Below are 25,955 nucleotides of genomic sequence, written 5' to 3'. Positions count from 1 at the left end.
AGAAAGGCTGTCCTTATGACAATGCCTGTATAGAGTCATTTCACGCCATATTAAAGAAAGAAGAAGTCTATCATACCCAGTACACAGACTACCGGGCAGCGAAGCTGGCCATGTTTCAGTTTATAGAGGGCTGGTACAACAGAAACAGAATTCACAGCAGCATCGGCTATCAAACACCTCAAGCTATGGAGGATCAGATTAGAAGAACCGCTTAATACTTAACTTTTTTGTGTCCAAATTATTGACTCAAATCCATTATAATGATTTTTGACGATATTGAAAAAAATTTAATTTTGGTGATGAAGAAGAAATTGGATTCCCTTCAGGATTGGATAGTCAATTGGCTAAAGTAATACCCCTCCCTTAGTGGAGCGCGGATTTCGGTACATGTTGACCAATTTCAAACTCATTAATACCATCCATAAAATCGATAAGCTAGAAGATTAATATCTTATATTATTAGAATATTAAGCCTTTACATTCTTAATTAAATAAAAATCCCCCCAGTTAATATCATATTAAAAGTATTGAATCATTCTATTTTGTTAACTAATTAGTCAAATTTACCATTTATTTATTAGAGTTAGACTTCCGATAACATAATTAGAAGGTTATAATGTATTTTTTTCCTTTCCATTTAATTTTGACATGCCGGCACATGCTCAAAAAATATAGATAGTATGGATTCAAGGAAAAATACAAAAGTGAATTAAATTTTAAATTAGAGGTGTTATCAACATGAAGTTTTTTCAAAATCGAAAGGTTTCACATAAGATATTTATACTTATCGCTCTATGTAGTCTATTCCTATTAACTGTAGGCATTTATGGAGTTGTTGGTTTGAAGCAAGCGTCAAAGAATACAAATGAAATGTACAAAGAAAGATTAATTCCAAACGCATGGATTGGTAATATGTTAATAAATACTACAAAAAACGATTCTTATGTACTCGAGTTATTAAATACTACCAGCCAAGAAGAGAATAATAAAATTATGGATGCTCTAAAGGATTCTTTGGAAGAGATTGATATGTATAAAGACAAAATTGCTAACTTAGAACTTTCTGAGGAAGAACAATCTGAATTTAATGCATATAATGCGGCTATTCCAGAGTTCAGAGAAGCACGCAACAAGGTAATTGAATTAGGAATGGAAAATAAAAATGAAGAAGCTTATCAATTATATGCTGAGGAAGTAATGGCAAAAAAAGAACTAATTGTAGAGAAACTGAGTACCTTGAGACAAATTAATTTAAAAACAGCCGAAAATATTTCTGAAGAGATTGAAAAAGAAGCTCAACACGCATTGTACACATTTATTGTTATTATGGTATCCGCAATCACAATAACAATTTTAATTGGCATTTATATTTCCAGGATGATCACTAGTCCAATAAAAATACTAGAGGCTTTAATGGAAAAAGGTAAAAATGGCGATTTCACTGAATTATCGAAATATGATTCGAAGGATGAAGTTGGCTCATTGTCATCTAGCTTTAACGGAATGTCTGATGGTATTAGAGAAGTAATTAAAACTATTAATGAAACATCTCAGCAACTAGCTGCCTCTTCTGAAGAGTTAAGTGCAAGTGCAGAAGAAAACACAAGAGCAAGCGAACATATCTCGGAAACTATCCAGCAATTAGCAGCGAGTTCTGAAGACCAAATGAAACAAATAGAAGCAAGTTCACATGGAATAAGTAATATTACCCATGGAACAGTGAATATTACACAAAACGCTGAAAAAGTCGTGGAAACAGCGGAATTAGCTTCTAAGATATCAGCTAAAGGTGCAGACAGTATGATTGAAGCCACCAAACAGATGAATTCAATCAATAAAAATGTAATAAGTCTTGCAAGATCTGTGAGCTCATTGGAATCCCGTGCGAACGAAATTGGAGATATTACAAAAGTTATTACAGACATTTCTTCACAAACCAATTTATTGGCTTTAAATGCTGCTATAGAAGCAGCCAGAGCAGGCGAACAAGGAAAAGGATTCGCAGTAGTAGCGGAAGAAGTGAGAAAATTAGCGGAGCAATCCTCACAATCTGCAGAACAAATTTCTACACTTATATCACAAATTCAAGAAGATACAAAAACTACTTCTGCTTCTATGGATACAGCAACAATAGATGTACAGACAGGAATAGCTATCGTAAACGAAGCGGGGAAATCTTTCAAACATGTAGAGAAATCTGTTCATGAATTGGTACTATTAATTGAAGAAGTGTTTGGTTCTTTAAAACAATTAAAAGAAAATACAAACCTAATTAACGATTCTGTACAGGAAGTAAATTACATGGTAGGAGATGCAGCTTCAAAAACTGGTAATATCTCAGCGGCTACAGAAGAGCAGGTGGCATCGATGGAAGAAATATCAGCGTCTGCAACTACTCTTGCGAATTTAGCAACAGAACTACAATCAATGATTCAAAAATTTAAAATCTAATATTTGAGGTAGGACATAAATTAGCTTCATCTAAATGCAAAAGTGAATTTGAGCAACCAAATGTACTTTCTTTAGGGCCACTTTCATTTTTAAACAAGATTTGTCTAGGGAGTTATCTAATATCAATAGAAATTTTTTATATTAGATAACTTCTAATATAATATAGTTGCTTTTACTCCCACATTTATAGACCATTAATAGTGATTGACAAAGTCTTATAGACTCCTATAACTTAATTCCTCTCTAGTCTGTTAAAGAAACGGCAACCTCCCTTATCATTTTTTCCTTTTTTAGTTTTACATTCTTTGATTCTTAGGAACCAGATGCTACTTACTGCTTGGTTCTACAAATGTGTAGGAACATAACTGACAGTAATCTTTTTACTACGACGGTCTTATTTTTTCTAACATTAAAACAGATGTACCAGTGTCATGTTCTGGTATACCTTATAGAAGGTTTTCGAATAAGTAACACAGCTCCAGTTATATACTTACTATATAGCATTAAACCATGTACATTATTAATACAGCAACTGTCCAATAAATAAATTATTATTGTTAAAAAGGAAATTATATGGGGAATTTAAGCAAGTTATGACTTTTATAGCTAGTTGAACAGATACTACTTGTAACATAAAATTATTTTAAAATGTACCGATTTTTTCTTAATCCAGCTCTTTTTATCTCTGCATTAAAAGAAACATGTATTTTTGCTTTTGCATACCCATCATCCCATGTATCTTTATATTTTTTAAAGTGCTTATAATCCTGTTCTCTAAGAAACTCTCCTAAACCAAAAACATCTGCGTTCAATTCCTCTTTTGTTCTTTGCACAAATTCTTTTATTTCTTTTTCCATCTTTTTATTAATCGATTCTTCGAATTCTTTATAGGCATATGGATTACTTAGATTTTGATAACATTCAGTTCCGTCTAAATTACCTTCTGTTTTAATTTTAATATGAAAATTAGGAGTACCATTTATCTCTTTAGCAATAACATTAGTCTTAGAATTTGTAATATAATACCCAATTTTTCCTTTTCCATTATTACAACTAGATGTTATTTCAGTAGTTTTTATTTTATTTTGTACAAATAACATATCACGCACTTCATACAAAGATGTATAACCCGCAAGTTTTCCAAGCTTAATAACCCCCATGGAATCAATTACTATTTCACTTTCTGGGTCGATGCTCTTCATATTTTCTGTATTCCCTCCCTTTTTAGGATCACCAACTAATTTTACAGCTGGCAATACTGGTGCTTGTCCATATGAGTTAGTAATTCGGGTATAATCATTTAAATTAACATCAGGAGCTCCTCCCCAATCTTTTTGCATAGTATTGACTTGAGTGAATAGTTTTAATGATGGACTTTTTTTATACATGTTGTTCACTTTCAAGATGTCACCAGCATTTGAACCTCTTGCAATGACAATAGCAAAGTCACCCCTTATTTCTCTATTTCGATCAAAAAAGTCCATGAATTCTAACAACCCCTCCCTTACTATTTCTTCACTCAGTACCAACACCCTTGTATGAGAATAGATAGGACGAGTAGCATTTATAATATTAAACTTTTGGGTTAGCTCTCCAATATTATTCCCTTCAATCGAAGAAACTGTTGACGGGGCTAATCCTACCGCGGTTTGATAACTCATTTCTCTTGCTTCTGTAGTCTCAATTGTTAACCTATATTTGAACGACTCGCCTTTATCTACAGCCATACCTGTAACAATTGAAACATTTGATAGCTCAGTTCGGTCCCAACACCCAGTTAAAAGAAAAAGCAAACCCAAATATACAATGAATTTAAACCACTTCATAACACAAACTCCCTACAATTAAATACTTAACTCTTCTTATTTTACGAGTTTATAGTCTGTTTTATCCTCATAACATGCTATAAATAACCTTACTAAAAACTTAATATTTCTGGTGAAATAAAAATAAATGCTTGTTATGTACTTAAAAAAATATACTTACTTAAATGAAGATGACACAGATAGGAGAAAAAGTTATTAATCATCAATTGATAATGCACATATTCCCAAATTAAGCTATAGATTCCCAACCTATATTAAAATTCATGAGATGCTTCTCCATAACCGAACTAATCTCACTCCTAATTTTTTAAAGAAATAAAAATTTTATGAAAAGCAATTAACAAGACGATAATCCTTTGTAAGGGAAGAGATTATAAGCATGCACAAAAATACACACGGGCAGGTTTTACGGGTTTTTTAATTAGAATTTCATTTGGCAGATATAATAACTTTCGAGATAATCGGAAGCATAAATTTTTGGGAGGGGTTGCATGTATTTTTTGAAAAATTAATATCTGGAGGGAACACATTACTTTGGGGTTATGTGCTTATAGCAGTCTTGTTAAAATTAGATGTTTATTTCACCAATAGTTCGAGATTTGCACAAGCCAGATATCTTAAGGAGATGTTCAGATTACTGAAGATTAAAGAAAAAGCACCAGAAAACACCAATAGATAATGGACGTTTCAAAGGCGGACCTGCCTACTATATGAAAAACAGCTTAGTAGAAAATGGTTGAGTGTCAACATTGCTGGTATGATGATTCTGTCATATGGTACCACCTTTAATGCAGTTCCAGTTCAAAGTAATACCATTACTGTTGCTTTAGAAAATTCTTTTGGAGTTATTCTTTTTATTTCTGGTACTATTTTAGTTCTTCTTACTAGCTTAGTAGTTTTTGGCGGTATAAAAAGAATTGCTGATATTTCTTCTGTTAATGCTCTTTTTATGGCTTTTGGCTATATTCTTCTCGCTGTCTTTGTAGTGATTACTGTGATTACTAACATTACAGAGATTTCACATGTTTTGTCATTAATTTTTAAGAGTGCCTTTGGTATCGAGTAAGTAGTTGGCGGTGGTATTACTGCAGCTATTATTAACGAAGTAAAAAGAGGACTTTTCTTCAATGGAGCTGGAATAGGCGGCGATCCAATTCCTGCTGCAACAGCATCCGTTTCTCATCCAGCCAAACAAGGATTTATTCAAGGGTTAGGTGTGTTTTTCGATACATTACTAGTATGTTCTGCGACAGCTTTTATTATCCTCACCTCTGAAGCATATGGTTCAGGATTAACTGGAATAGAATTATCACTAGCAGCTATGGTGGATCATTCCGGTTCATGGGGTGGGGCATTCTTAGGCATAGCAATATTCTTGTGGCGTAGGATCATTTGCTGTTCAATTTGCCAAATGGAAAGGAGCATATACTTTCCAACACTCCTATACGTAGTACAATTTATCTTATATAACTTAACATAAAGATCAAATAAAAAATAATTCTCATTTAAGGAATACAGCATTAGTTTTTGCAGAACTAATTCCCATGATAAATCTAATTACGTTAAAACAAAGTGGGAATTTTGGTTGAATAGACCAATATGTTCCCTATTTGTTTGACTTAAAATAAATATTAAAAAGCATTAATACATAGTGGGTTAACCTAATTTACCCTCTTTCTCTTTTATCTTTAACTTATTTATAAGTGGTGTAATAGTTAGACCTTGAATTAGTAAAGAAAAAAGTACAACACTAAAGGTAAGAATTAAAATTTCTTCCCTTTCTTCAAATGTTCTTGGCAAACTAAGTGCAAGTGCAATAGATAAACTCCCCTTTAGTCCTCCCCAGTTAAGTATTGCCTTATATTTTTCTGAAAATCCTTTAATAACAGACAGGCTTATATATAATGCAATAGTTCTTGATAAAAGCACTATCACTATAGCTAATATGATATAACCCCACTTATGGGTAAAATTAATATTTTTTATTTCCAGTCCAATCATTAAAAAAATCAAACTATTAGCAAAAAACGTTATTGTATCAAAAAAAGAATCAATATTTACCTTAGTTTTATTAGACATACCTACTTTTGCGCCGTAGTTACCAAAAATCAAACCAGCAACTACAACTGCTATAACACCTGATACTCGGAAATGCTCTGCTATAAAATAACTACCAAATATCATAACAATTGAAAAAGCAATCTCTAATGGAAAATCATCATAAGCTCTGATTATTTGGGAGAAAATAAAACCAGCAATACCCCCAATAATAATGCCACCTATACTAAATTTTAAAAAAAGTAGTATACCTTCTGTTAAACCCATCCATCCCATTTCCAGGTAAGATAGCAGGTATAAAGAAGAAATTTGAAATAACACTACTGCTACTCCATCATTAAAAAGAGACTCACCTTCAATTATAGTAACTAATTTTTTTGGCACTCCAAGAGTTTTAAAAATGGAGATAACACTAATAGGATCTGTTGCACTCATTAAAGAAGCAAAAGTAAATGCTACAACAACAGATAATCCAATTAGGTAATTGACCCCTATACCAATGAGGAGAAAAGAAAGCAATGTCCCTCCTAATGCTAATGCCAGAACTGCTCCTTTTTCTCTTCTTAGTTGAGAAAAAGATAATTTTAAAGAAGCATCGCCTAAAAGGATAGGCAAAAATAAAGAAATAATAATGATCTGGAAAACCTCAGATTGAACAATAAAACGTTCAGCTTCCTCTAGAAAAGGAATTTCTGTTAATCCTAATATAAGACCAATTAAAACAAGTGATATGGAGTAAGGTCTATTTACTAATTTAGTAAGAGCAATTACGGTTAATGATATTGTAAGTAAAATTAATATCTGAATAAAAATTTCATTGAATTCATGCATCTATATTTGTCTCCTATCTAATGAAGAAATTTCTTTTAAATATACTTCCCCCCTATTACATAAATAAATCCTAATATAAAGTTCGCAAATTAGTTTCTTAACTCTCCACAAAATTATCCATAAAATAACAATCAAACTCAACAAGTTTTCCTTCATTATTTCTTTATTAATAAATTAGTTAGATAATAGCGTTCTCATTCTACAAATAATATTCAAATAATTTGGGACTCTCTCCAAATAAAAAAAGAGCATTAGTATTAATTAGATTCCTCCTGGAGTTAGTATAGTTTTATGGACACGACTTAGTTAAGTCCTTACAATGTAATTCATGGAAGGATGTGTCCGTATGGAACGTAATAACACAGGCAAAAAATATAATGAAGATTTCAAAAAAACAGTTGTGGATTAATATCATTCCGGTACCTCTGTGAAAGAATTAAGCAACGAATATGGCGTTTCTGAAGTGACTATTTATAAATGGATGAAGGATTTTACTCCTATTGGAACGGGGGAAGAATCCCTCACTCCTAAAGAGTTGGCTGCCATTCAAAAGGAGAACCTTCGGTTAAAACAAGAGATTGAAATTCTAAAAAAGGCTATGGCCATATTCGCGAAAAAATAACCGATACAGAGCTTACCGATTTTATGGAGGTACACAAAAAACATTACTCGGTTCAAATGATGTGTGATGTTCTCGCTGTTCCGAGAAGTACCTATTACCATTCTTTACAGAAAACAGAGTCCACCCGTGAACGTGAAAATCATGCGATAACCAAGAAAATAATACAGATCCATCAAGAGAGTAAAGAACGATATGGAGCTCCGAAAATACATCGAACACTTCTAACAAGTGGGCTCTCTGTGAGTTTAAAACGTGTACAGCGACTCATGACAAAAGCAAAAATCCGTTCGATAACCAAGAAAAAATACCGTCCGTACTCTAGCCGAGAAAAAGTGATGGAACGCAAGAACCTATTAAATAGAGATTTTTCGACCACCACTATCAATGAGAAATGGGTCGCAGATATCACCTACATTCACACGGTAAGAGACAGATGGTGTTACCTGGCTTCCGTAATGGATTTACATTCCAAGAAAATTGTAGGTTTTTCGTTTTCACGTTCCATGACAACAGACTTAGTAATGACCGCTTTAGGAAACGCTTACTCTACTCAAAAGCCAGCTAAAGGTTTACTTCTACACACAGATTTAGGTTCACAATACACTAGCTCAGCATTTATGCAATACGTTCAATCTCGTGGTATTATTCAATCATTTAGCCAAAAAGGTTGTCCTTATGATAATGCCTGTATCGAGTCCTTTCACGCTATTTTAAAGAAAGAAGAAGTAAATCATGTACAATATCAAGACAACCAGACAGCCAAACTAGCGATGTTTCAATTTATTGAAGGTTGGTACAACAGAAAAAGAATACATAGTAGTTTGGATTACAATACTCCTCAGACAGTGGAAAATCAAAGGAAGCAATCAGCGTAGTACTTAACTTTTTTGTGTCTAAAATATTGACTCAAATCCAACAGGAGGTAGAAATCCTAAACATACTAAGATTAGTAGTACAGGCCGAGAGATTGGTTTGGACTACTATTTTTTATATAGTAGAAGTGAAGAACAGGCCGGAGCCTTTTTGGGATCTGGAATCCGTATCTTAAACTGGCCTGCTTCACTTACCTTATTTGAATCAGGTTTGAGTATGTTGGATCCTTAAAAAATAAATATGATACCGCTGGCTGAAAGTCGTAAGGAATATAAAATTACCGGTTCGATAACCCTAAACAGCTGAACGCTTTTCCTGAGTTTTTGGCAATTAGATCAAAAGGAGAAAAGAGAGTTTTCCCTAATTAAAACAGTACAAACTTGGAGGAAATAATCCGTATAAATAACGAATTGGAACAAACTTTTCAAAATACCAATGAGACTTTTCAATCTAGAGAATACGTTAGAGTTAAACGAATTTTATAAACCATTACACATGTATCACTACTAAGTTTTTTTAAAAATACAAAAAAGCCTGTCATTAGGGCATAGTTTTCCCCTAGTGACAGGCTCCTCCAAATTTCTTAAAATATTAACTAACTTTTAAAATGCTAATTAATTCCAGTTTCTTTTTTTATGCATTATTTTATCTTAAAAACCAATGCCATTCAAGCATTAATGTTCTTTCCCTCTTTGTCACTCTAATTTATACTGTTATATTTACTATAATATCAGTAATAAATGGGTTTGTATAAAAGATAGAAACGATCATTTTAATTAGTCCAATACCAGTATTACTCTCTTTCATAATAAAGGTAATCAAAAAGAAAGAAGGAAATCTTGCTCAATACAATTAATATAACTATCTTTTTTGGGATGAATTATTATGTAGATCTTTGTAAAAGGATATTCCCATTAATATTATGACAACTGCAAAAGGAAGCGCAGCAATAATTAGCATGTTTTGCAACCCCTGTGTTCCCCCAAAATAGACAACAATAGCTGCTATCGTAGATTGGATTAGTCCCCAAACTATCTTTATCGAATTTTCAGGATGAAGATTACCATTTGTGCTCAACATACTAAGTACATAGGTTGCTGAATCAGCTGATGTAATAAAGAATATCGCTATAACAATTAGCGTCAATATAGACATCGCCGTACTAAATGGGTATTCATTCAACATACCAAATGTAGATAGGTCCACTTTTAGGCTAGATATTTTAGCAATCCCCATCTGTTCTATATGCAGAGCGGATACTCCAAAAACAGCAAAGAAAATAAAACAAACAATTGTAGGAAGAAGCAGCACACCAAATAAAAATTCTTTTATTGTCCTTCCCCTTGAAATCCTAGCTATAAAAATACCAACAAAAGGTGCCCACGCTATCCACCAGGCCCAATAGAAAATAGTCCAATTATTTATCCAATTCCGATTTCCTTCATTTAAAGGCGCTAACCTTAAGCTCATCCTAAAGAAATCAGAAATATAAGATCCAAGAGTATGAGTAAACATATTCAGAATATACATAGAAGGTCCTATAATAAATAAGATTATGAGTAGAATAACTGCTAATCCCATATTTATATTACTCAAATGCTTAATACCTTTACCAACTCCTGACCACGCAGACCAGATGAACAAAATGGTGGAAACTCCTAAAACAATTAATTGAATGGAAAAATTATTAGGTGATCCAAATAAAAAAGATAAGCCACCCGTTATCTGGGCAGAACCAAATCCTAATGTAGCAGCAACTCCGATGACAGTTGCAAAAACAGCCAATACATCTATACCCTTTCCCAGAACACCTTTCATAAGCTTGTCTCCTAAAATAGGAATTAAGGTTGCGCTGATTAAACCAGGGGCGTTTCGGTTAAATTTAAAATAGGCAAGAACTAAACCAACTATTCCATAAACAGCCCAAGCATGTATTCCCCAATGAAAGAATGAATACTTTAAGGCTTCTTTAATAGCTTCGTCTGTTCCTTCCTCAGCCATAGGACTATTAGTTAAAGCATGGGAAATTGGTTCAGCCGTTGACCAAAAGACCAACCCCATCCCCATTCCTGCACTAAACAACATCGCGAACCAAGAAGCACGACTAAATTCAGGTTGTTCATTTTGATTTCCTAGCTTTACATTGCCAAAACGAGAAAACATTAGAAAAAAACAAAATAATAAAATACAAAGAACTAAAATTAGATAAAACCAACCAAAGTCTTCTAATATATTATTTGTTAAAGTTAATGAAACTAAATTTAAATGATTAGGGTTTAATGATCCCCATACGACTAATACTAAAGATATCAATAAAGATATCCAAAAAACACTTGTTGCTTTCTTCATACTTCAACTCTTAAATTATAAAAACCAAATACCTTTAACTTTACAAGAAAAATGACGACTATAAAGCCATTTCATAACTTCCATTACTTTTGATACACATATAAGAGAATTCTCTATATTTCCTTGAGAACCGTTGGAGCTAAATAAGTGGTAACTGCTTATATACAAATGGTAGCACTTATTTACACTCTTGCAGTTAGAACCTCTATAATCCTCACTTTGTCTCTAACCCTATCCCCATCTAGCAATACATTCGTTGCCAATAATTTTGCCTAAGTAACTTTTCCAACAGAAAAATTCAAATTTAATAAATAGCTGAAACTAAAATATGGTGGATAAGATAAAATCTGTACTGTATGAGCGCTCCAATACTATACCGCACGCTTATGCGCCGATAAAATGCCGACATTTAAAGTATCAGTCATTTATGAATAGTCTTATTACTATAAACTCCCATCATTGTTTTTCGCTTATAGGTAAAGAGTTGAATAAGAACACGACGCTGATAAACATCAGTATTTGAATCGGTGCATTAAAAGAGGAATAACATTATTACTTTTATAAAAGATGGTTTTCTAATTTCTTCAACAATCAATAATCAATAATCAATAATCAATAATCAATAATCAATAATCACCACTAAGATAAAATATAATTTGGAAATTTAAATCTGTAACCCAAACGATATAAGCGATATTTTATGGGAATATTTATATGTTATCTTATAATACAACCCATGGTAAATTGTTGTATTTATTAAATGTTTACGATTAGAGGGGATATTCCGTAGTCTGGGGATGTAAGGTGGTATATACATTAAAAAGCTATAAAATCGTCCCATTTACTCGCTAATACCAAATGTATAAACGCTAACTGATAAATATTAAAAGGCCAACAATTATACCTGTTTATTTAGTTACCCAGCATCCAAATATTTAAACCTTTAAGCACCATAATTATATCGAAATCACAATATATAACAGTTAATATGGAGATTAGATGATGTTCTAAATATTAAAGATGTAAAAAAATGAACGAATACTCTGTATTACGTTCTTCCTTACTGGAGGTTAAATGAGAAGGAAAATTAAGTCATTTGGTTGTACAAGAAAATGGAGACTATTAAAAATTAACTCTGCTCAATTTATAACTATTGGATTCTTAATATTAATCTTTAGGTTTTCTAGTAAAATATATTCTCTAATATTACGCTCTTTATACAAGGCAATAAAAAAGTCTTCTCAATGAGAAGACTTTGAACAAATCAGTAATCTTGATGATACTGGATTAAGTTTAAGGGTACTTAATAGCAATAACAGAGCCAAATAAATTAAATCCAGCTACAAATAAAAATAAATAGGCAGATAGTTTCCGCTTTTCTTTATACTCACTAATACCCATTACTAAAAACATTAAGCCTAATAACAAATACATAAAAGGCATAATCTCCATACTGTCTGTCAATAAACCATAAACCGCTAAAATAGCTGCCATAATACCAAATACAACTCTAGATCTTTTTAACAAATAGTACCTCCAATTAAAAATATTAAACCCCTTTTATCATATATCTTACGAATATTAAAAGAAAAAGTTCCCTAATAAAAAACTAATTCATTAACTCTTTTGTACTACTATAAAAAATAAAGTGGCTTTTTTTAATTTTTCTTTTATTTTTAACTATCTAATAAGTAGAGAAATGGTTAGACCTTGTCTGAGTCGAGAAAAAAGCACCACACTAAAGGTGAGGATTAATATTTCCTCCCATCTTTCAAATGTGGAATGTCAACACCAAACTGGACTACTTTTATTAGGCCTGTCTCTTGAATTCTACTGGCGTTAAGTAACCGAGTGTTCTATGAATTCAATTATGGTTAAACCAATGAACATAATCATTCCATTCCAGTTTTAGCTGTTCTAGAGAAGTAAAGTGGGCTCCATTTGCGAATTCCGTTTTGAGGACTTTGAACTTGGCATCGGCGGTATCGTATGGAAATCCCTTTGTACTTAAAGATCTTCAAATAAATGTATTATCAAACTCTTTTCCTTGGTCTGTATGAAACATTTGAATGTTATGTAAATTGCCTTTAATGCTTGCTGATGCTTTATTTCCAGTTCATAACTAAAATTCCTATAACCCATAAAAAAATATGGACCAATATTTCTTTTTTTGTTTGTGGTAAGGAATTCAATTAAGAAACATAATTTTAATAGATAGTATGTAGAATATGCGAAAGAAGACAGTTTCACTCACTTGCTCATAAAAATACCATTATCCTCCTATATATTTGATTTCAATAAAGAGAAAAAAACAAAAAAACATTTTGAAGCACTATTGTAAAAGCCCAAATAATTTAAATGTGTAATTATAAAATATTGTAATTACAGAGACTAGGCCTATCAATTTATTTTCCTTTCTAAGAATGTACTTAATCGTTATAAAAAAATTACAATGAAACCAGTTTGTATTGCCTAATTTTATGGATTGGGTTATGGAGATACATAGCAACAATATCAAAAGTATTATTACCAAAACTCATTTAAATATTTTATTATGTTTCTGAGTGTTTGTATTTTTTATCTCTTGAAAAATATTTGGTTCTTTATATTCATTATTATCCTGGTTGCTATTTTCATTTTGGTTCCCATTTATTCCACCTATCAACTTAGTAAATTCGCCATAAGTTAGAGGTTTAGCCTCTTTTTTTAATTCGTATCCTAATTGACCATTAGGTTCAATTGTCGCAATTTGAATATCACTAATATTTGAAATACCCTTAGTTCTAATTCTCATTTCCAATTGATCTACAGTCATACGCAATTTTTTTAAAATTTGATAATCTATTTGTCCATTTTCGATGACAATTTTTGATTTTCCTGTAATGATGTAACTGCTAGACTAAAGTGAACAGTTTTTGCTAGATAAAAATGAACACTTTTTCATCAATAATTATCTCAGTTACGCTATGATGATATTTTCAACATAGTGTTAGCTGGAGGAATGGAAAGGTGGAAAAACTAGCATTGTACATAGAAGTAAATCAACTTAGGAAAAGAGGATTTAAGATAGCAGCTATCTCCAAGAAATTGGGAATATCGAGAAATACAGTATATAAATATTTGGATATGTCATTTGATGAAGCAACTGATTGGGTCTCAACATTGAAGACTAGAAGTAAAAAGTTAGATCCCTATCGGGATATAATTCTAGTCTGGCTAAAAGAGCATCCTGATCTTTCTTCAGCACAAATTGAAGACTGGTTGAAAGAAAAAATCCCAGCAATCGAAGTTGGTAGCAGTACACTCAGAAGTTATGTCAGTGAATTGAGGGATAGTTACCATATACCAAAAGTGATTCGTATCCGTGATCATGAAGCCGTAGATGAACTCCCAATGGGGATGCAGGTGCAGGTGGACTGGGGAGAAATGAAAGTTAAAACCTCGCTGAACAAAGAAGTAAAACTATACTTTATCTCGTTTGTTCTTTCGCATTCTAGGTATAAATATGTTGAATGGCAAGATAGACCGTTTACAACAAGAGACACTATCCGATGCCATGAAAGTGCCTTTCAGTACTTTGGAGGAATGCCAGAAGAAATCGTATATGATCAAGACCACTTAATTACAGTGAATGAAAATGCTGGGGATATCATCCTTACAGGGGACTTTCAGGCATATAAACAGGAACGGAGTTTCAGGGTTTACCTATGTCGGAAATCAGACCCTCAAAGTAAAGGGAAAATTGAAAATGTAGTCAAGTTTATCAAAGGCAACTTTGCCAAGAACAGAGTATTCTTTAACTTGGAAAGCTGGAATGAGAAATGTCTTGCCTGGTTAGATAGGACAGGTAATCAAAATGTACATAATACTACAAAAAAAAGACCGGCAGAAGTACACGCCCTGGAAAAGCAACACTTAAGCCCAGTCTCATCTCTACTCTCTTTGGAGAGCGACCTAAGTAACAGTATAACAAGGTCTGTCCATAAGGACAATGTAATTAAATACAAATCTAACCGATACTCCCTACCGTTAGGAACCTACCGGCCCAAGGGAAACAATACAGTTTATGTGGAAGTAAAAGAAAGCGAGCTGGTTATAAGAGCAACTCCGCAAGGAGATATTCTTGCCCGTCATCGCTTAGGCCTTGGAAAAGGAGAATTAATCAAGAACCGAAACCATGGAAGAGATCGGTCAAAAGGGATCGAAGCTTTCAAAGAAACAGTAATAAGGCAATTGTCCAATTCTGAACAAGCAAACCAATTCATCCAAGAGGTTGGTGCCAGATATCCAAGATACATGAGAGACCAACTTCAAGTTATTCAACATACGATTAACCAATACAGACCTTTCATTGATCAGGCCCTTACCCACTGCGTTAGAGACCATCTTTGGAGTGCAAATGATCTTCGTGATGTCACTCAACACCTTCATAGATTAACAGAAAACGAATTATTCCCATCCCCTTCATTTCAAGAAATGAAGATGACTTCCACCGAATTAAAAGGCACTGCACAAACAAGGGATCTAACGACTTATATAGAGATTATGGGAGGACTCAAATAATGACAGGAACTGTGCAGCATCTACAAGAAAACCTCCGCCATCTTCGGATGGCGGAAACAGCAAATGAGTTACCTACATTACTTCGCAATGCAGAAAAACACTCGTGGACATATCTTGAATTTGTACAAGAAATACTATCATTTGAATTGAAACGCCGGGAGGAAAAAAACAGGGAAAAGAGGTTGAAAGTGGCCAAGTTTCCTTATTATAAAACACTCGATGAATTTAAGATTGCCGAACAGCAATCTTTGAGCACCCGTCAAATCGAGCAGCTTAAAGAGTTGACTTGGCTTGAACAGCAATACAATATGATCCTTCTAGGTCCACCTGGAGTTGGCAAAACCCATATTGCGATTGGACTAGGACTGGAAGCAATAGAAAACGGATATAGAGTCTCTTTTTACACCATGGGAGAACTAATAAATATTCTTAAATCCCAAGAGTATCTCCGTAAATCCCAACTCCAACTTAAAGCTATAAAAGAAGCAGACCTAATCATCATTGATGACCTAATGTATATGGCGATGGATCAACGGGAGGCCAACTTATTCTTTCACCTAATTAATGACCTATATGAACGAAGTTCAATCATCCTTACATCTAATAAAGGACCTGAACAATGGGGAGAATTGATGGGAGATAAAGGAATAACAACGGCCATTTTGGACCGGTTGCTTCATAAAGTTGAAGTCATTCACTTAAATGGAGAGAGTTATAGAATTAAAAATAGAAGAACAATTTTTGAAGCAAAAAGTGTTCAAACTTAATGAGCAAAAACTGTTCAAAACTACTTGACGGTTACAAATGAACTTTTCAATACCATTTACCTTGATTTGTAGAAACTCTAAAACTAATATTGCAATAATAAATACCGCTGCCCCACCAATTGCTTTTAATACACTTTTTTAACGATTGGCTGTACAATTATCGTACCTAATGAAATCATAATAATTGTCTGAGCTAAAGTCATTTGCGAAATAGATTTTCTTCCGGATAACCTTAGTAATAAGATACCAGTAAGTATAAGAATGGCAGATTTCCAAATGAATGAAAATTCCATTTTCACATCCCCCTAATTAAATGTATAAGCTGTTTAAGTGATTAGTATCAAGTTCTATAAAGATTAATTTTAATATTCTACAGAGATGAAAATTTTATACTACATTTTAGAACATGGTAAATAAATTATGAAAAGTACTATTTTAGCGATATTTACTTTTTAAATAGCAAATCATTCCCCTACTTACTTAACGCGCCCATTATATCTCCTATATACTTTGTCGCTGAGGTTATTACCTAGATTATGATCAAGTGTCCGTGACCTTTCTGATAAGTATAGATGCTCCATTTTTAGTTGAATATCTCAAGAAGTAAGAAGGCATAAATAGACTTCTTAACCCTTTAGCCTGCGCATAGGAAAAATAGGTATGATGTACTTAGTATCTTCAAACAATAATTATAGAGAAAAGAGTTAGGAGTTATACATATATGAAGAAGGTTTCTACCGTATTTTACGTTTCAGTAGCAATTTTGCTTTTACTTGTCATAATTGGGGTGGTTGCTCCCAGCTTCTTGGAAAACATGACAAGCATTGTCCAAGTATTTATTACAGATGCATTTGGGTGGTATTATTTAATAATTGTTGCCTTTTTTCTAATTGTTTGCATCTATTTACTAGTAAGTCCAGTTGGACGAATTAAATTGGGGAAACAGGAAGACAAACCTGAATTTTCTCGAATTTCATGGCTCGCAATGTTATTTAGTGCAGGTATGGGAATCGGCCTTGTATTTTATGGAACAGCAGAACCGCTTAGCCATTATGCCATCAGTTCACCTACCGGAGAGTTAGCTACAAACCAAGGGATGAAGGATTCCATGAGGTATACCTTTTTCCATTGGGGGATTCATGCCTGGGCAATTTATGGGCTTGTTGCTCTCAGTTTAGCTTATTTTACGTTCCGTAAAGGAGAGTCTTCATTAATCAGTTCGACTTTAAAGCCAATCATCGGCTCTAAAGCAGAAGGTGGATTCGGTAAAGCTATAGATACTATCGCAGTTATTGCTACGGTCTTAGGTGTTGCTACTACACTTGGATTTGGAGCTGTACAAATCAATGGTGGATTATCCTTCGTTTATGGTGTTCCTTCTACCTTCCTCAGTCAGTTCATTATAATATTGATTGTTACAGTACTGTTCATGCTCTCAGCCCTATCAGGATTAGGAAAAGGTATAAAGATTTTGAGTAATGCAAATATGATTCTTGCAGGTTTGTTATTTGCTTTAGTATTCTTTTTAGGTTCTACATTGTTTACATTAAATTTATTTACCGATACTCTCGGTTCTTATTTCCAGGAAATTGTAAAGTTGAGTTTTAGAATAGCTCCACTTAATGAAGAAAATCGTACTTGGATCAATAATTGGACAATTTTCTATTGGGCTTGGTGGATTGCATGGTCCCCGTTTGTTGGCGTCTTTATAGCCAGGATTTCTAGAGGAAGAACCATTAGGGAATTCGTTGGTTATGTGTTATTTATTCCCGCTGTAATAGGATTTCTTTGGTTTTCTGTATTTGGAGGGAATGCCATGTTATTAGAGCAACATGGCGCAGTAATTTCAAAATTAGCAACAGAAGAGGTCTTATTTGGAGTCTTGGAACATTATCCATTCGGTAAAATTCTATCCATACTGGCAATGCTTCTTATAAGCACGTTTTTTATTACTTCTGCAGACTCAGGCACATTTGTTTTAGGCATGATGACAACAAATGGTTCCCAAAATCCGAGTAACCGTTTGAAAGTAATTTGGGGGATCATGTTAACTGTTATGGCGCTTGTACTGCTGTACTCAGGAGGACTTCAAGCCCTGCAAAATACTATGATTATTGCTGCATTACCATTTTCAGCAATAATCGCTTTAATGGCCATCAGTTTATTAAAAGCTGTAAACAAAGAAGCAAAGATGTATCTCAATCACGTCCAGGCCCTTTCCCTAAATTGGAAAGGGTCTTTTTTGAATCGTTAGATTACCATTATTTTAAGTACAAATTCGCTAAATATAGAGTCCTCCCAACACCAACTCTGGAATGAACAAAAGGATGGGAATAGTCACATCGAACAGGTAATTTTATAGGTTCACAACACAACTAAAAAAAGACCGGTCGAAGTGTTTTCCTTGACGGCCACAAAAGAGCCAATCATTTCATGAGAGATTGGTGTAGTAACTGGTATCGTAGCTTAATGTCCTTTAATCATATTACTTTCATCCCTATAGGTAGGTTGCATAAATCAATTCACAGCTTTGCTATCTTCGATTGGCTAATCTCAACTATTTTTGCCCATGTACCTGTATACATATTCTTCTTGATCGTTTGACCTTAAAATCGGATAAATGATCTTTAGCACTATATTTCTTTCTTCATAAAATTTTTCTTCTATTCTCCAAGAACCAGTGTTCCTCTCAACAAACTATGGTTCTAATTTAGATGCCAGTGGGAACTTATTCCTACTATATTGAGGAATTTAAAATTGGCTATAACATAAAACTCTATTTAACTTTTTTTTATGAAACATCTTACGCAATTTATCTTAATAAGATGTTCACCTGTTTCTCCACTCTTTCATTAAGATGAAATAAAAAATACCTGTAGGCAAACTCTTTGTAAAATGTTCGCCTACAGGTAACAAAAATCCATAATGGTAGTATTTAGAAATTTATTCCACCTTAATTTAATCAATACTCTATAGATTATTTGATTAAATTCCAAATTCCTTTCTTAATTTATTTTCATAGTTCTCATTAATATATCTTCTAATAAATTCATTCCTTTTTATTACATCTTCTTCTTTTCTAAACATTCCTACCTTTTTTAATCTCTCGCTGTCAGGTTTTGTAGTCCACAATTTAATTGCTTCATTTTCTAGTGCTGATTCTACTCTTCTTCTTACTACCATTTCTTTAAACCTTGTCTCTTTTTGTTCTTCTGGTGATGGTAATTTTGGGATCTGCTCAATTATCAAATCATAATGGTTCTTTATTTCTTCAATTTGTGAAACAGCCATTTGATTAAATGTCTTTCTTAATTCTTCACTTAATTGTGTTTTTAATAATTCAAAATCACCATCAAAAGAAGCAGGACCTACATCATTATTAGGAAATCCTCTTAGACTAAAATGATTGCCTAAATCATCATAGATTGCAGCCAAAGACCATTTTTCTTCTCTGCGCTTTCTTATAAAGATAGCAATTTCAAGGTCTAATTCATCATATACTTTTTCCTTAGTATCTTCAGTACGAGCAACATAATGAATCCTTTTACTCTCCAATGCCTTAAACCAACCATCTATTGTATTGATATGGATTGTTTCGTTTCCAACCGATAATTTTATTTGTTCTGTAAAATCGCTTATTTTCCAATAATTCATAAACGCACCCCTCCTTGGTGTTATGTAAACTAGTACATTCAATATCTTATGATTTGTATAGTCTAAATATAGATTACTCTCCACATTTAAACCCTATTTCACCTTAATCAATTAGATTAAACAGCAATCTTTGTTACTACAATATATCGGTTGATCTACACATGTACACCACAAAGAATTCGCAATGCTAATATGGATCACATATATTGAACAACTTTATCCTTAGTATCTTCAGTACGCCAATCTAATGAATTCATTTACTCTCTAATGACTTGAATCAACTATCTATTATATCGATATGTGTTGTTTCGTTTTCAACCGATGATTTTATTTACTTTGGTAAAACACATATCCTTCAATAATTCATAAATTAACCCTCCTGATTATTATGTAAACTAGATAGCTTAATATCATTTTGATATTTTTAATCCATATGTACTCCACTCTACACATATAAACCATATTACGTCTTTATCAAACTAATTATCGATATTCACCAACACAAAACAACTTAACAATATTCGGTTGATCTATACATGTTGACCACAAACAATATGTATTGTAACTATAAAACACATATACTGAACAACTTTTCTTATAGTTTCTTCTAAAAAAGTTACCTAATAAGCCCAATTATTTTCATATGATAATTTTATTCGTTATACAAATCCTCAATTCCTTCACTAATTATTAAATTCACCCCTAAATATTATTATGTAAACTAGAAAAACTGATTCCTTGTTGTCTTGTTTTAGCCCACAAGTAGTCTACTCTACACACATGATCTACATTTCCTGCAAAAATAAATTATTCAAACAGCAATACCAACTTCAACAAGTTATTAACATCTTAGATTTGACACCACATACTCATCACATAATATATGTAACTCAACTATAGAATACATACATTACACAACTAAAAAATCATTATACGCTACACGTGTTAAACGTAACACATGTAGTCGATATCTATTAAAATGTAGTTCACTGATATTCCACACTCGCTCCATATGTGGTTATATAGTTGTAGAGTATTTATATACCACATAACACAAGTGCTCCACATTTTTTCTAAAGTTTTTATAAATGTGATTTATATATGGACTATTTAAACTTATTTTACTAGATTCCTACATTTTTTCACAATGAAAAGTTTAACCAAAAAAAACCCCATCTTTATGACGGGGGATTAATCATCATCATCATCAAAGTCCAAGAAGTTTTTCTGAATAAAACTACTTGTAGTTGAATTCACTTTAAAGTTATTTTTTTGTTCTTGAACCTTTTCAATAGGTTTTTTTTCAGCCTGGGGAACATCTTCACCAAATGAAAAAGGGGATCCGGGCTTATTTACTACATGATATATTAATTGGCTCAAGAGAGTTTTTGTATAACATGAATTTATCCAATTTATTTGATCTGTAGTTAAATCAGGTGGAAGGGGAATACTTACTGTTTTTTCTCCGTTTTCCTCCAAGGATTCCTCAATGGCTTTTACAAAGAGAGGTGCAATTTCTCTGCTGAAATTTCTCCCTAACGTATTTTTGCGTTTGTTTAAATGCTCAATGACTGAATTTGGAGTGTTTTGTGGTAGACGAAAAGATATTGTTTTACCAGTTTCATAAAAATCCACCGTTTATCACTCACTTGTTGCAGCTGCTTCGTCCATAGATATACCTTTGCTGTCTGCATACATCATTAAAATTTTAAAGTAAGCTCTCGCTATCATCCATACACTTTCATCAGGTGATACAAAGCGAAGGGGGTAATTTTTATCAGATTGATTTATATCTGTTAAATACGGTTTTAAAACCACTGAACCTCCACCAATTTGATAAGCTAAACGAATGTCCGGAACATTTCTCCATAATTCTTTAATTAATTTGTATTCTTCTTTTGCTAAGACTGATAATTCATCATCAACAATTGTCTTTATCGATACTCTATTTCCATCTACCCAAATATGATATTGCTCTTCTGGATCATTATTCGTAATTATTTCAACTAATGAACGGCGACTTTTAATAGTGTATTTATGAGTTGAATAAACCCTTCTAATTATATTATCAAGGTATGTAGATACTCCTTTTTTAATACCATCACTATATTCGTTATCAACCTCAGCATCTTTTGTAATTATTGCTGAATCTGTTGATAATCCTCCAATATCATTAATTAATATAGTTTTACCTAAAAGCTCCTCGTTTTTCGTAGAACCATTATCATTTGTAGTTAAATCTACATATGCTGCGAAGCCTTCAGTATTAACTAATACTTGTTCGAATTTAATGAGTACTGTTTTATTTTCAAAATTTGGTGTTTTTAAAAACTTAACTTCATGTTGCGCTGTTTTAAGCTTCTTTCTAAAATCTTTTGCTTTACCTTTTTTTGTTTCGTCTAATGGTAATCCAGTTGAAAGGTAGTATGTAGCCTCAATTACACCTTCCTCTTCTTTGAAATTAGATATAGCATCATAAGCTAAAGTCGTTAACAAAAGAATAATAGGTTGATCGCTTTCCGATTTATCTTGCTCTGGTGTTAATTCATCATTATTTGGAAATTTCGAAGCTAACTTCCCTACAGCAAAAGAACCATTCTTCTGTTTTAAAGCTGATGAGGTAATTTCAACATGAAGAGCATTTAGAATATCCTTTTCCATTTCTACTATTTCACGGTCTTTTAAATCTGCAATTACATTCGGTATGTATATTTTATTTTCTAAATTCCCTAGATAACCTTTTACCGAATCGTTTCCAATATCAATTGAAACAAACCTTGTCATTATATGACCTCCTATTTTAGCTAATAAATGCTTAATATAATTGTATGCAAATCGCATACTCCTGTCAAAGTTTTTTATCGAACGCATACATTTTGCATACAAACAGCTATTCTTTGATTGCATACAATAAGCATGCGCCGAAGATTACTTTATTTAACTTGCATACAATAAGCATGCATTATAACAATTTAGCTTTAGATGGTAATAATCACTATATATTATCTAATGTTTGAGTACAAGTGGCTTAATTGTAGTCTCAATGTAATTAATAACATCAAGATATTAAATAAATTGTGGAATAACCTTATTCAATATATAGAGTATAGTTCTTGTGCACTATCCTTTTAAATAAGAAGTAAAAAGGCTATATCAGATGGCTTTCACAAACAGTTATTGATATGGTGCTCATTATTAATTGAAGGAGAATGTCATCAATTAATAAATTTAGATCAGGTAAGTTTTTTACTATTGGAATATTTTTTACAAAGTAATATCTTTACTTTATAAAAATATTTGTAACCAATATAGACCCAATGTCTGTAGTAAACTTATATGGGGTCTAATAGATGTTGTAGAATTAAGATAAGTCATAACTTTGAATAAGGACACGCATAATAAAATTTAGAAGGGGAAAAGCATGACCAAACTTCCTCCTTTAAAAACCTATTTAATACTTATTTTTTTTAATATTGTTTGCTGTACAGCAATTGAGTTCCCATGAGCCTGAACGTTTTTTATAAAATCTAAATAAATGATAGCAATTAACTGTTCTAACGTCACGCTTGTCCCATTTAAGAAAGGGGAAAGGTCATATAAAAGAATTTCTCCCCTCAATATTATTTTTTCTGCAGCTCGAATATCTAGATAAGCAAATTTTTCTTCATCTTCTTCGTTTTCCTCGAATTCCTCCATATCTTCATATTGAAAAGAGTAATGGCTTACTTGTTTAAATACTCGTTGCTCAATAAGTTTGGTAGGGAAGTATTTCTCCATACTTTGTTTTAGATATACAGCGACATCTTCATTCTTAACACCTCTTTTTATTTGTTGTAAGAAATCCATATATAACATATGAATTAAATCGCCTATGTCAAAGGAATATGACATTTCTTCTGGGTAATTGTCCCGAAGATCTTGGATAAACACCTGGCCCCTTAAATAGTCATAATAGGGGAGTTTTACATTAATATATTTTTTTGAGGAAAAGAAACTTTGAAATAATCCTTTATAAGAATTAGACATTTTTTCGTTTAAAAGACTAAGCCCGCTAAACGATTTGTTCAATATTTCCGCCTCCCTCTAACCATTTTAAAACTGACATTATGATCATATATACCGTTTTGCGTTCAGATAAGCCTTTTTGGATAGCTAAACCAAAAGGACCACCAATTTCACGCTCAAATAAATTTTCTATAAGATTAGTATGCATATATTGTTTAGAATCCTGGTAAGGCCAATCCCAGATCAGTATATGCTGATTATTTAGGCCATATTGTAGCAATAAAGTGTTTAACTTAGTTTGCTGAATTGGTTCCAAGCCTTTGTTCTTTTGAGCTCGCTGGACTTGTTTACATAGAGACTGTAATTTCATCTTTTCTATTGTTGTAACGGGAAATTTCAACTTATGTGTTTTATCGATACGTGTTTTCCTTGCCTTCTTTGTCTTATCATCATAGTTGTCTGTAATTAATTTTGGTTTCTGTTTCTCATTTATCAATCTCTGTTCTTTAAATAAAGGATTAATATACTCCATCCTATCTTCTCCTTTTCTAAAAGAGGGGATTAAACCTACACCACTTTTCCACTTTTCCACTTTAATAGATATATAGACAAGTAAGAAGGGGATTAGAACTACTTTTTCAACTAGTCTTGTATATTTCTTACTAATTTAGGTGAAACTTAATCTATAGACTTATTGGAGGTGTTTAAATTGAAGACTAAAAACAAAAAGCAAGATCCTGCAATTAAAAAATTCGTCAAAAGGTTATCGCAACAAAAAAAGGAAGATTTCAAATTGATTAGGGTGAAAATAAAATAAAGACATAGATAATAATCTTCAAGTATATTAGTTATTATCATAATAATTCGTAGAAAACATAGCCCCTTTTTTAAAGGAAGGGGATGGTGTTAATAGAGAGAAATCGATTCTTATAATTTAAGCAGATTGGTAATAAAATTGATTACACTATGATTTCAAGTCGAATGTACAGGGCTGGTGAAAGTCGTAGGATGAGTTATTTAGAATTCAGAAGTACACTCTTTTCTTGGAAATCAAAAATATGTTGTGCAATGACAATACGACAATCTAAATTTCTACATGGCGTCCATCTATTACTTTGTTAGATAATATTAGAGATGTACAAACAGACTTAAGCTGGGTGTGATTAACTGAATTTGAAATTTCGCTGAGTTCGCTTCTTAATAAATTTTCCCAAGTCAGGCCGGGCAGACATAGTGGACAGTAAGTCATGTAAAAATTACTTCCAAAAAGTATGAAATACTTTGATTTTGAAACACAGTTTATAGATTTATATATTGGTCCAACTGCTAATGAACTAGGATCTACTTGTTTGGTAATCGATAGAGGAAATGCAGCAGTTTAGTCCTCGTATTAAAGTTTGTTTTACAAAGTGCATGTATATATTACAAATATTTTCTTGTCGAAATAAAACAATTTGGTATCAGATTTGTATCCTTATTTTGAAATGCGATAGCTGAAAATCAAAAGGAAAAAAACATGAGTACATAAAATAATGCGGAAAACTAAAAATGAAAAAAATCCCAAATAATATGATGGAAAAAAGTAGTGTTGAATATAGAACCAATTTAATAAGATTTTGGAAATCATTCAGAATAATCATTTTTAATTAACTTCAAGAAAAGTTGTATGTTTACTGGTAGATATTTTTTAAAACGAAAGAATAATATGTAATTATCATGTATAGAATAATAAGAATCAGGTAATAGGGCATAATGTGTTTTAATATGGCAATTTTGTTTAAGCACTATAAAGTAAATTATTATTACAAATATATAGTAACTTTCTGATGTGTCAAGGCCGATTAAAACTTCCTCAAAATCGCCGGTTTAAAATTCCCCAGAAGGACCTTTCAGTCCTTCTGTTTTTGCGTACTCAAATGCTTCTCTTTTAGTCTGTAACTATCACCTTTCAAGTTA

At 32.5% G+C, this 25,955-nt stretch carries 15 protein-coding genes and 3 pseudogenes; 7 read left to right on the top strand and 11 right to left on the bottom strand.

The annotated features are described in order from the left end of the window. Both EM808_RS27200 and EM808_RS27195 read left to right on the top strand, forming a co-directional pair. A partial coding sequence (locus tag EM808_RS27200) for an integrase core domain-containing protein (RefSeq protein WP_164849809.1) occupies positions 1-215 on the top strand: 215 nt, incomplete at its 5' end. A 523-nt stretch (positions 216-738) separates the two neighbouring features. After that, positions 739-2,451, top strand: coding sequence for a methyl-accepting chemotaxis protein (locus tag EM808_RS27195; RefSeq protein WP_127742789.1), 1,713 nt, complete (start codon positions 739-741; stop codon positions 2,449-2,451). 638 nt (positions 2,452-3,089) lie between these two features. Here EM808_RS27195 and EM808_RS27190 read toward each other — a convergent pair. Next, positions 3,090-4,277 carry a Ger(x)C family spore germination protein gene (locus EM808_RS27190; RefSeq protein ID WP_127742787.1) on the bottom strand — a complete coding sequence of 396 codons (1,188 nt, stop codon included), beginning with the start codon at positions 4,275-4,277 and terminating at the stop codon, positions 3,090-3,092. A gap of 724 nt (positions 4,278-5,001) precedes the next feature. Here EM808_RS27190 and EM808_RS29370 point away from each other — a divergent pair. Beyond that, positions 5,002-5,757: pseudogene (locus tag EM808_RS29370) on the top strand (alanine:cation symporter family protein); the annotation flags it as partial. A 176-nt stretch (positions 5,758-5,933) separates the two neighbouring features. Here the strand turns inward: EM808_RS29370 and EM808_RS27175 are convergent. Further along, positions 5,934-7,166, bottom strand: a complete 1,233-nt coding sequence (locus tag EM808_RS27175) for a cation:proton antiporter (protein WP_127742783.1) — start codon at positions 7,164-7,166, stop codon at positions 5,934-5,936. Positions 7,167-7,512: 346 nt separating this feature from the next. On the opposite strand from EM808_RS27175, the pseudogene EM808_RS27170 reads away from it, so the two are divergent. Beyond that, a pseudogene (locus tag EM808_RS27170) lies at positions 7,513-8,663 on the top strand (IS3 family transposase). A gap of 859 nt (positions 8,664-9,522) precedes the next feature. Here EM808_RS27170 and EM808_RS27165 read toward each other — a convergent pair. The 4 genes and pseudogenes from EM808_RS27165 to EM808_RS27150 all read right to left on the bottom strand — a co-directional run bounded on the left by EM808_RS27165 (position 9,523) and on the right by EM808_RS27150 (position 13,843). After that, positions 9,523-11,010: a BCCT family transporter gene (locus EM808_RS27165; protein ID WP_127742781.1), complete on the bottom strand. Its 1,488-nt coding sequence runs from the start codon at positions 11,008-11,010 to the stop codon at positions 9,523-9,525. 1,293 nt (positions 11,011-12,303) lie between these two features. Further along, on the bottom strand, positions 12,304-12,537 hold the full coding sequence (locus tag EM808_RS27160) for a YczI family protein (RefSeq protein ID WP_127742779.1): 234 nt from the start codon (positions 12,535-12,537) through the stop codon (positions 12,304-12,306). A gap of 337 nt (positions 12,538-12,874) precedes the next feature. Beyond that, positions 12,875-12,967, bottom strand: a pseudogene (locus EM808_RS29920) (IS3 family transposase); the annotation flags it as partial. Positions 12,968-13,546: 579 nt separating this feature from the next. Then, on the bottom strand, positions 13,547-13,843 hold the full coding sequence (locus EM808_RS27150; RefSeq protein ID WP_235856732.1) for a YetF domain-containing protein: 297 nt from the start codon (positions 13,841-13,843) through the stop codon (positions 13,547-13,549). 176 nt (positions 13,844-14,019) lie between these two features. Between EM808_RS27150 and istA the strand changes: the two genes are divergently transcribed. The 3 genes from istA (at position 14,020) to EM808_RS27130 (ending at position 18,594) form a co-directional block, all read left to right on the top strand. Further along, complete coding sequence (gene istA, locus EM808_RS27145; protein WP_127742775.1) at positions 14,020-15,573, top strand: IS21 family transposase; 1,554 nt, start codon at positions 14,020-14,022, stop codon at positions 15,571-15,573. After that, a complete protein-coding gene (gene istB / locus EM808_RS27140; RefSeq protein ID WP_127742773.1) occupies positions 15,573-16,340 on the top strand; it encodes an IS21-like element helper ATPase IstB in 768 nt (255 codons plus the stop codon). The genes istA and istB overlap by 1 nt, the downstream gene beginning before the upstream one ends. Positions 16,341-17,061: 721 nt before the next feature. Then, positions 17,062-18,594, top strand: a complete 1,533-nt coding sequence (locus EM808_RS27130) for a glycine betaine uptake BCCT transporter (RefSeq protein WP_127742771.1) — start codon at positions 17,062-17,064, stop codon at positions 18,592-18,594. Between the two features lie 731 nt (positions 18,595-19,325). Here EM808_RS27130 and EM808_RS27125 read toward each other — a convergent pair. The 5 genes from EM808_RS27125 to EM808_RS27105 all read right to left on the bottom strand — a co-directional run bounded on the left by EM808_RS27125 (position 19,326) and on the right by EM808_RS27105 (position 24,531). Beyond that, positions 19,326-19,994: a MerR family transcriptional regulator gene (locus tag EM808_RS27125; RefSeq protein WP_127742769.1), complete on the bottom strand. Its 669-nt coding sequence runs from the start codon at positions 19,992-19,994 to the stop codon at positions 19,326-19,328. Between the two features lie 1,191 nt (positions 19,995-21,185). Continuing rightward, the gene (locus EM808_RS27120; protein ID WP_127742766.1) at positions 21,186-21,629 is read right to left on the bottom strand and encodes a hypothetical protein; all 444 of its coding nucleotides are present in this window, start codon (positions 21,627-21,629) and stop codon (positions 21,186-21,188) included. 6 nt (positions 21,630-21,635) lie between these two features. Continuing rightward, positions 21,636-22,778: a ParM/StbA family protein gene (locus tag EM808_RS27115; RefSeq protein WP_127742764.1), complete on the bottom strand. Its 1,143-nt coding sequence runs from the start codon at positions 22,776-22,778 to the stop codon at positions 21,636-21,638. A 663-nt stretch (positions 22,779-23,441) separates the two neighbouring features. Next, positions 23,442-24,062, bottom strand: coding sequence for a hypothetical protein (locus EM808_RS27110; protein ID WP_127742762.1), 621 nt, complete (start codon positions 24,060-24,062; stop codon positions 23,442-23,444). After that, positions 24,046-24,531: a hypothetical protein gene (locus EM808_RS27105; protein WP_127742760.1), complete on the bottom strand. Its 486-nt coding sequence runs from the start codon at positions 24,529-24,531 to the stop codon at positions 24,046-24,048. Before EM808_RS27105 ends, EM808_RS27110 begins: the two co-directional genes overlap by 17 nt. Positions 24,532-25,955 lie beyond the last annotated feature (1,424 nt).

Source organism: Niallia taxi (genome assembly GCF_004005475.1).
GTDB lineage: Bacteria > Bacillota > Bacilli > Bacillales > Cytobacillaceae > Niallia > Niallia taxi.
The sequence above is the reverse complement of the archived record's forward strand: the minus strand, read 5'-3'. Positions and strand labels throughout refer to the sequence as shown.

Bases quoted from the DNA above. Each gene is read 5' to 3' on its own strand.
- EM808_RS27175 (WP_127742783.1), bottom strand. From the start codon at position 7,166: ATGCATGAATTCAATGAAATTTTTATTCAGATATTAATTTTACTTACA.
- EM808_RS27190 (WP_127742787.1), bottom strand. From the start codon at position 4,277: ATGAAGTGGTTTAAATTCATTGTATATTTGGGTTTGCTTTTTCTTTTA.
- EM808_RS27125 (WP_127742769.1), bottom strand. From the start codon at position 19,994: ATGAATTATTGGAAAATAAGCGATTTTACAGAACAAATAAAATTATCG.
- istB (WP_127742773.1), top strand. From the start codon at position 15,573: ATGACAGGAACTGTGCAGCATCTACAAGAAAACCTCCGCCATCTTCGG.
- EM808_RS27195 (WP_127742789.1), top strand. From the start codon at position 739: ATGAAGTTTTTTCAAAATCGAAAGGTTTCACATAAGATATTTATACTT.
- EM808_RS27105 (WP_127742760.1), bottom strand. From the start codon at position 24,531: ATGGAGTATATTAATCCTTTATTTAAAGAACAGAGATTGATAAATGAG.
- EM808_RS27115 (WP_127742764.1), bottom strand. From the start codon at position 22,778: ATGACAAGGTTTGTTTCAATTGATATTGGAAACGATTCGGTAAAAGGT.
- EM808_RS27165 (WP_127742781.1), bottom strand. From the start codon at position 11,010: ATGAAGAAAGCAACAAGTGTTTTTTGGATATCTTTATTGATATCTTTA.
- EM808_RS27130 (WP_127742771.1), top strand. From the start codon at position 17,062: ATGAAGAAGGTTTCTACCGTATTTTACGTTTCAGTAGCAATTTTGCTT.